This is a genomic window from Micromonospora sp. NPDC048169 (assembly GCF_040652815.1).
GTDB lineage: Bacteria > Actinomycetota > Actinomycetes > Mycobacteriales > Micromonosporaceae > Micromonospora.
Genome location: NZ_JBEZMS010000052.1, coordinates 25,414 through 32,081, shown reverse-complemented (window position 1 = coordinate 32,081; position 6,668 = coordinate 25,414). Strand labels below are relative to the sequence as shown.

At 75.3% G+C, this 6,668-nt stretch carries 7 protein-coding genes and 1 pseudogene; 5 read left to right on the top strand and 3 right to left on the bottom strand.

Annotated elements, in window-relative coordinates; translation table 11 throughout:
• Both AB0D28_RS27580 and AB0D28_RS27575 read left to right on the top strand, forming a co-directional pair.
• A pseudogene (locus AB0D28_RS27580) lies at window positions 1-389 on the top strand (hypothetical protein); the annotation flags it as partial.
• Window positions 390-401: 12 nt separating this feature from the next.
• Window positions 402-1,091, top strand: a complete 690-nt coding sequence (locus tag AB0D28_RS27575) for a Pr6Pr family membrane protein (RefSeq protein ID WP_357390455.1) — start codon at window positions 402-404, stop codon at window positions 1,089-1,091.
• Between the two features lie 11 nt (window positions 1,092-1,102).
• Here the strand turns inward: AB0D28_RS27575 and AB0D28_RS27570 are convergent, their stop codons facing one another.
• The 3 genes from AB0D28_RS27570 to AB0D28_RS27560 all read right to left on the bottom strand — a co-directional run bounded on the left by AB0D28_RS27570 (window position 1,103) and on the right by AB0D28_RS27560 (window position 4,162).
• A complete protein-coding gene (locus AB0D28_RS27570; RefSeq protein ID WP_357390453.1) occupies window positions 1,103-3,172 on the bottom strand; it encodes a glycogen debranching N-terminal domain-containing protein in 2,070 nt (689 codons plus the stop codon).
• The gene (locus tag AB0D28_RS27565; protein WP_357390451.1) at window positions 3,169-3,546 is read right to left on the bottom strand and encodes an SCP2 sterol-binding domain-containing protein; all 378 of its coding nucleotides are present in this window, start codon (window positions 3,544-3,546) and stop codon (window positions 3,169-3,171) included. The genes AB0D28_RS27570 and AB0D28_RS27565 overlap by 4 nt, the downstream gene beginning before the upstream one ends.
• Before the next feature lie 109 nt (window positions 3,547-3,655).
• Window positions 3,656-4,162 carry a DinB family protein gene (locus AB0D28_RS27560; RefSeq protein ID WP_357390449.1) on the bottom strand — a complete coding sequence of 169 codons (507 nt, stop codon included), beginning with the start codon at window positions 4,160-4,162 and terminating at the stop codon, window positions 3,656-3,658.
• Window positions 4,163-4,261: 99 nt separating this feature from the next.
• Between AB0D28_RS27560 and AB0D28_RS27555 the strand changes: the two genes are divergently transcribed.
• The 3 genes from AB0D28_RS27555 to AB0D28_RS27545 all read left to right on the top strand — a co-directional run bounded on the left by AB0D28_RS27555 (window position 4,262) and on the right by AB0D28_RS27545 (window position 6,644).
• Window positions 4,262-4,777: a 2'-5' RNA ligase family protein gene (locus AB0D28_RS27555; protein WP_357390447.1), complete on the top strand. Its 516-nt coding sequence runs from the start codon at window positions 4,262-4,264 to the stop codon at window positions 4,775-4,777.
• 80 nt (window positions 4,778-4,857) lie between these two features.
• A complete protein-coding gene (locus tag AB0D28_RS27550) occupies window positions 4,858-5,685 on the top strand; it encodes an MEDS domain-containing protein (RefSeq protein WP_357390445.1) in 828 nt (275 codons plus the stop codon).
• Window positions 5,682-6,644 carry an anti-sigma factor RsbA family regulatory protein gene (locus tag AB0D28_RS27545; RefSeq protein ID WP_357390443.1) on the top strand — a complete coding sequence of 321 codons (963 nt, stop codon included), beginning with the start codon at window positions 5,682-5,684 and terminating at the stop codon, window positions 6,642-6,644. Before AB0D28_RS27550 ends, AB0D28_RS27545 begins: the two co-directional genes overlap by 4 nt.
• Window positions 6,645-6,668 lie beyond the last annotated feature (24 nt).

Below are 6,668 nucleotides of genomic sequence, written 5' to 3'. Positions count from 1 at the left end.
GCCCGCCGGTGCCGCCGGGCGTGCCCGCGCCGCCCACGCCGCCGGCCCGTCCGGGCCCACCGGCCGGCACGCCGGCGCCCCGGACCCCGCAGCCGTCCGCACCGTCCGGCCTGTGCGTCGCGTACCGGGCCCTGGCCGAGAAGGAACGGGGCCGCGCCCTGGCCGCGCCCGCCTTCACCGACCTCGTCGCCGCCGCCGGGGGCCGCGACCGCGTGCCGGACTACTGCGCCGGGCTGCTCGCCGGCGACGATCCGCCGGGCCGGGCCGGCACACGGGGCGGCGGCAGGTCCGCGCCTGCGGGGCATCCGTCCGGCGGGCCGCCGCGGATGGACGTCCCCGAGCACGCCGGCCCGCCCGCCGGCACCCGGCCCGGGCGGCGTACCGGCTGATAACTTGCCCCGGTGACCCCCCGGCGTCGCCTACCGGCGATCCTCCTCCGCCTCGCAGTGGTGCTCGCCGTGCTGGCCGGCGTCGTGCTCACCGCCCTGGGCCCCGCCACGGTGACCGGGCTGCTGCCGTACTTCACCATCCAGAGCAACGTGGCGGCCGGCCTCCTCGCCGGGTACGCCGCCTGGCGTGCGCTGCGCGACCAGCCGGAGCCGCCGAGTGTCCTCAAGGCAGCGGTGACCCTCTACATCACCATCACCGGCACCGTCTACCACCTGGTGCTGGCGAATCCGGCCAGCCCGTTCGCCATGACCCAGCCGGACCGGCAACCGGGCGAGTGGTGGGGCAACCAGTTGCTGCACACGGTGGTGCCGCTGCTGGCGGTCGCCGACTGGGCGCTGTTCGACAGGCGCGGCCGGCTGCGCCCCCGGCACGCCGCCTGGTGGCTGGCGTTCCCGGTCGGGTACCTGGGGTTCGCGCTGGTACGCGGCCTGATCGTGGACAGCTACCCGTACCCGTTCATCGACGCGGGCGAGCTCGGCTACGACGGGGTGGCGGTCAGCGCGGCCGGGTTCGCCGCGGCGTTCTGGCTGCTGGGCCTGCTGTTCGTGGGCGTGGACCGGCTGCTCGCCCGGGCCGGCCGTGCCGAAGCGGCGGAGCCGGCGCCGGCGGTGACCGAGCGGGAGAGCAGCGGCACGGGCTGAGCGCACGCCGGTCAGGCGGCCGGCGTGCCCGCGCGCATCCGCCGCCCCGCGCCGCGTTCCCGGCCGTACGAGTCGGCCCGCCCCCAGCGGCCCGGCACGTCGAGCAGCTCGATACGCCCGAAACCGGCCGGGACGGCCGGGTTCACCAGCAGGTTCTCCCCGCACGGGCGCAACCCCAGCATGGTCGACAACAGCATCAGCAGCGCGCCCGACGCCCACGACTGCGGCCGCCCGGCCTCCGGCAACTGGACCGGGTACTTGGTCACCGCACGGGGATAGCCGGCGATCGCCTCCGGGACCGAGCCGCCGAGCGTCTCCGCGATCGCGAACACACCCGCGGCGATGTCGGCCGCCTCCTCGTCGTAGCCGTACCGCCGCAGGCCCGCCGCGACCATCGCGTTGTCCCAGGGCCAGACGGCGCCGAGGTGCGCGCCGACTGGGTTGTACGGCCGCTGCCCCTGCGCGTAGGTGCGCACGCCCCAGCCGGAGAACAGGTCCGGCCCGCACAGGTGCCCGGCCACCGCGTCGGCCCGCTCCGGCTCCACGATGCCGCTCCACAGCAGGTGCCCCAGATGTGAGGTGAGCGCGTCGACCGGCTCGCCGTCCGGGGTCAGCGCCAGCGCGTAGTAGCCCCGCTGCGGCAGCCAGAAGTCGCGATCGAACCGCTCCCGCAGCCGCGCCGCGTCGGCCTCCAGGCGCTCGGCGTAGCCCGGGTCGCCCCAGAACTCCCGGGCCAGACGCGCGCCCCGGATCCGCGCGTCGTACGCGTACCCCTGGAGCTCAGATGTGGCGCGCGGGTACGGCGGCTCCACGCCGTGCCGGTCGACGACGGCTGAGGGCGTGTTGCGCCAGGTCTGGTTGGCGACCCCGCTGTCGGTGTTGCGCGGCCGGTAACGCAGGTAGCCGTCGCCGCACTGGTCGGCGTACCGGGTCAGCCAGTCCAGCGCCATCCGGGCCGGATGCCGCAGCTCGTGCACCAGGTCGGTGTCACCGGTCCAGCGCTCGTACTCGTCGAGCAGGATCACGAACAGCGGCGTGGTGTCGGCGGCGCCGTAGTAGACAGCGGTGGGCTGCTCGTCGAACGCGGCCGCCTCGCCGTACCGCAACTCGGCGACGATCTTCCCGGGCTCCTCCTCGTGCCGGTCGTCGAGCCGGCCACCCTGCAACATGGCCAGCAGGTGCAGGGTGCCGGGGGCGAGTTCGGGCGTGAACGGAAGCGTCTGCAGGCAGGTGATCAGCGCGTCGCGCCCGTACAGCGTCATCGCCCAGGGCATCCCGCCGACCGGCACCCGTTCGGTGTAGGCCAGCGGCATGTAGCGCAGGGCGGCCAGATCGGTCAGCGCCTGCCGGTACACGGCGGTGAGCGCGGGCCGGTCGGCGACCAGGTGCGGCGCCCGGTCCAGCCACCGCCCGAGGTCGTCACGCATGTCCTGCCGGACGTGCTGCCGGTGCGACTCGATGCCGGCCCGCAGGTCCCGCCCCCCGGCGCCCTGGATGACCATGGCGACGTGCAGGTCGACGTGCCACTTCCCCTGCGGCTCGACGCGGATCCGGAAGGTCATCCCGCGCGGGTCGACCTCCGCCGGGGCGGTGCTGGAGACGCACGTCTCCCGGACGAACCGCCCGCGCTCGTACCGGATCCGCAGTCGCCGCCCGTCCGGGTCGGTGATGACTGTCGGGCGGCGCGGGCCGGGGCGCAGGATCTCGGAGGTGTCGGCGAAGTCGGCCGCCATCTCCATCCGCACCGTGTACTCGGCGGGTTCGGCCGAGTGGTTCAGCACCGTGAGGCTCTCGTGGTACGCCTCGTCGATCGAGCGGTGCCGGATCACCGAGACGTCGGCGTCCACGTAGTGGCTGGCCGCGCCGGGCACCAGCACGAAGCGGGTCTCGAAGTAGGTCAGGTCGTCGCGGGAGAGCGCGTGCAGCCGTTCCCCGTCGACGGTGAGCACCCAGTGGGACAGGAACCGGGTGTCGAACGAGAACAGGCCGATCGGGGCACACGGGTCGCGTTCCATGTCACCCTGCGCGTCGCTCAACGCGAAGGCGTTACCGGCGAGGACGTGGACCAGCTCCTGCCTCATCGGACCGCCGTCCGCCCGCCGTCCGCGGCGCCGGGATCCCGGGCGTCCGGCGGGCCGGGGAAGATCCGGCGCAGCGTCATCAGCAGCTTGAATTCGCCCCGCGCGACGAGGTCGTTGCGCAGCATCGCGGCGAACGGGTGCAGGCGGCCCGCCGCGAGCTGGTCGAACACCTCCCGGTCCGCGCCGACCACCAGGTCCGCCTCCTCGGCCAGGCGGTCCACCCGGACGTCCTGCCGGTCGACGGTCAGGTACCAGTGCTCGGTGGTGCCGTCGTCGCGCAGGTCCAGGCGGATGGTGCCGGAGGTGGTCTCGGGCAGCTCCGGGTGCCGGCCGGCGGTCCCCCGGGTCAGGTGTTCCACGACCGAGACGCTCATCGGGCCCTCCTCGTCGGTGGTCGCGGCCGGCGCCGCCCGTCCCGCAGCCTCCCCGCTCTCCGGGTGAGGCGAACTCACCCGGACCGGGTGAGACGGGACAGCGCCGCGCTCAGCGCAGGATGAGCCCTCGCACGTACGCGGCCTGACCGACGTGCTGGAGATCGTCGTCGAGCACGCTCACCAGCCGCACCCCGAGCGTCACTGGCGGATCCCAGTTCTCGTCGACCACCCGGTCCAGGTCGGCCGGGCGCAGCCCGCGCAGGTATCCGAGGCTCCGGTCCACCACTGCCCGGTGGTAGCCCAGCAGCACGCCGCCGTCCTCCGGGCGTACCGCGGCGATCTGCTCCGGGCCGTGCCCGTAGCCGGTGTCGGCCGGGTCGGGCGGCAGGCCGCACCGCGCCGCCCAGTCGCCGGTGGCCCAGAGCTGCGGCTCACCCATCACGTCGGCGACGTGGTCGTCCTGGATCCGGGTCAGGTGCCACACCAGCCAGCCGACCGGGTTCGCCCCGTCGGCCGGCGCCCGCCGCAGCTGGGCCGCGTCGAGCCCGTCGAGCGCCCCGGCGACCAGATCGGGCAGCCGCCCGTACGCCTCGGTCAGCACGTCCGTCGCGTCCACGCGTCCCTCACTCCCCTGCCGTTCGCTGTCGTCCCCCGGGCAGTACCGCCCAGCGTGCCCGGCAAACCTCGGCGCGGGCCCCGCATCTAGGGTGAGCGCGTGGTCGCGGCGCTGGAGCTGTATCTGGACACCGACGCCACCCGGCGCATCCGGGTGCTGTGGGACCTGCTGGAGTCCGACGGGGTGCCGAGCATGCGGTCCCTGCTGGCGCAGCGGCACCGACCGCACGTCTCGCTGGCCGTCGCGCCCCGCCTGGACCCGCACCGCGTGGCCGAGGCGCTGTCCGGAACCGTGGTGGCCGCGCCGCTGCGGCTGGAGTTCCAGCACGCCGGGCAGTTCGTCGGGCGGGTGCTCTGGCTCGGGCCGGCGCCGACTGCCGAGCTGCTGGCGCACCACGCCGCCGTGCACGAGCGGCTGGCGCGGGCCGGCGTCGAGGTCGTGGAGCACTACCGGCCGGGCCGCTGGGTGCCGCACTGCACGCTGTCCATGCGCGTGCCGAACCCGCTGATGGGCGCGGCGGTGCGCCGGTGCCTGGAGGTGCTGCCGCTGACCGCGACGGTGGTCGGCGCGGCGGTGGCCGACCACGCCCGCGACATCTCCCACCCCCTGCCCTGACGCCGCCCCGGCCCAGCGGGCAACACCTGGCGCGGGCCCCCGCTGGGCTGGGCATAGACTGGGCCCATGGGGCGGAGTCGGTGACCAGCGGGGGCGTGTCGTACCCGGGCTACACCCACGGTTGCCTCGCCTACGACGACCCGGCCGCGCTACGCGCGCTGGCGGTCGAGCAGGTGAGCGCCGGTCTGGCCGCCGGTGAGCAGGTCTGGGTGGTCTGGCCGGAGGATCGCGCCACTGTCACCGGCTGGCTGGCCTCGGTGCCGGGGGTCGAGGCCGCGCGCCGGCGGGACGCGCTGCGGCTGGTCCCGGTCGGCGAGGCGTACCGGCACGACGAGATCGTCGACCCCGACCGGCAGGTCCGGGCGTACGTGCGGGCCACCAACGAGGCGCTGGCCGCCGGGCACACCGGCCTGCGGGTGCTGGCCGAGGCGACCAGCCTGGTCCGCACCCCCGCCCAGCGGGACGCCTTCGCCCGCTACGAGCACCGGATCGACCACTGGATGCGGCACCGGCCGATGTCGGCGGTCTGCGCCTACGACCGCCGGCAACTGGGCGCCTCGGCGATCGCCGAGCTGGCCTGTCTGCACCCGCAGACGAACGCCGACGTGCTGTTCCGGCTGCACGCAGGCGGCGGGGACTCGACGGTGGCGCTGGCCGGCGAGCTGGACCCGTCCAACCACGTGGACTTCGCCGCCGCGCTGGAGCGGGCCGACCCGCGCCCGGTGGCGGGCCGGGTCGTCTTCGACGCCGCCGACCTGCGCTTCGTCGACCACCGCAGCCTGCTGCACCTGCGCGACCACGCCCGCCGGCACGACGCCGTAGCGGTGCTGCGCACGCCGAGCCGGGCCCCCGCGCGGCTGGCCGACCTGCTCGGCCTGTCCGAGGTACGGGTGGAGGTGGTCCGATGAGGAGCGGCGCGGCCTCCGGCCACGTGGGCTACTTCCACGAGGCGTTCGTCTACGACTCCGACGAGGAGCTGCTGACGGTGGCGCTGCCGTTCCTGCTGGACGGGATCGCGGCCGGCGAGCCGACGGCGGTGAACCTGGACGAGCGCAACGCCGAGCTGGTGCGCCGGGCGCTGCCGCCGGGCACCGAGGTCACGTTCCTGCCGGTCGGCGACCTCTACGCCCGGCCCAGCGTCGCGCTGCGCTCCTACCGGGAACTGCTCGCGTCGTACGTGGCGGCGGGGGCGGCGCAGATCCGGATGGTCGGCGAGCTGCCTCCGGTGCTGCTCGGCGCGACCTGGGACTGGTGGGCCCGCTACGAGTCGGCGATCAACCACGCCTACGACGACTTCCCGCTCTGGGGCATCTGCGCCTACGACCGCCGGAGCACGCCCGCGCACGTGCTCGCCGATGTGGCGCGTACCCATCCCCTGGTGGCGCGGCCGGACGGCGGGCACGAGGCGGCCGGTCTCTACACCGAGCCGACGAGCTACCTGACCGAGTTCCGTCCGGCGCCGGCGGATCCGGTGCAGCGGAGCGCGCCGCTGGTCGAGCTGACCGATCCGACGCCGGCCCGCGCCCGCGCCGAGGTGCGCGCGGCCGACCGTGGCCTGCTGCCGCCCGACGGTCTCGACGGCCTGGTCATCGCCGTCAGCGAGGTGGTGAGCAACGCGCTGCGCCACGGCGAGCCGCCGGTGTGCCTGCGGCTGTGGCGCGCGCCGGACCGGATCGTGGTGACCGTCCACGATCGAGGGACCGGCCCCAAGGACCCGTACGCCGGGCTGTTGCCGGCCGGCGACGGTTCCGACGGCGGGCTGGGGCTGTGGATCAGCCACCAGAGTTGCGACCACGTGACGTACCACAGGGACGCGGAGGGCTTCACCATCCGCCTGACGGCGGGGAACCCGCACTTCCCGGTCTGACCGCGCCGCCGGTCGGCGGGCAGG

Coding starts and splice junctions, on each gene's coding strand:
- AB0D28_RS27570 (WP_357390453.1), bottom strand. CDS start 3,172: ATGAGGCAGGAGCTGGTCCACGTCCTCGCCGGTAACGCCTTCGCGTTG.
- AB0D28_RS27565 (WP_357390451.1), bottom strand. CDS start 3,546: ATGAGCGTCTCGGTCGTGGAACACCTGACCCGGGGGACCGCCGGCCGG.
- AB0D28_RS27545 (WP_357390443.1), top strand. CDS start 5,682: ATGAGGAGCGGCGCGGCCTCCGGCCACGTGGGCTACTTCCACGAGGCG.